This window comes from Pseudomonas sp. HY13-MNA-CIBAN-0226, assembly GCF_040310305.1.
Classification (GTDB): domain Bacteria; phylum Pseudomonadota; class Gammaproteobacteria; order Pseudomonadales; family Pseudomonadaceae; genus Aquipseudomonas; species Aquipseudomonas gregormendelii.
The window spans coordinates 1-247 of record NZ_JBEOPS010000502.1; the positions used below are offsets into that span (position 1 = coordinate 1).

Annotated in this window: 1 pseudogene; it reads left to right on the forward strand. The window is 67.2% G+C overall.

The window, feature by feature from the left end:
• Positions 1 to 247: pseudogene (locus tag AAEZ05_RS29670) on the forward strand (primosomal protein N'); the annotation flags it as partial.

Genomic DNA, 247 nt, shown 5'->3' on the forward strand with positions numbered 1-247 from the left:
GGCGCGCCGGGCGCGCCGAAGAGCCAGGCCGGGTGATTATCCAGACGCACCTGGCCGACCACCCGCTGCTGATTCAACTGACGGAACAAGGCTACTTTGCCTTCGCCGAGCAAGCCTTGAGCGAACGCCGCGCCGCCGGCCTGCCGCCCTTTGCACACCTGGCGCTGCTGCGTGCCGAAGCCCACAAACCCGGGCAGGCCGAAGGCTTTCTTGATGAGGCCTGCAGCGCGGCCGAACGTTTATTGGG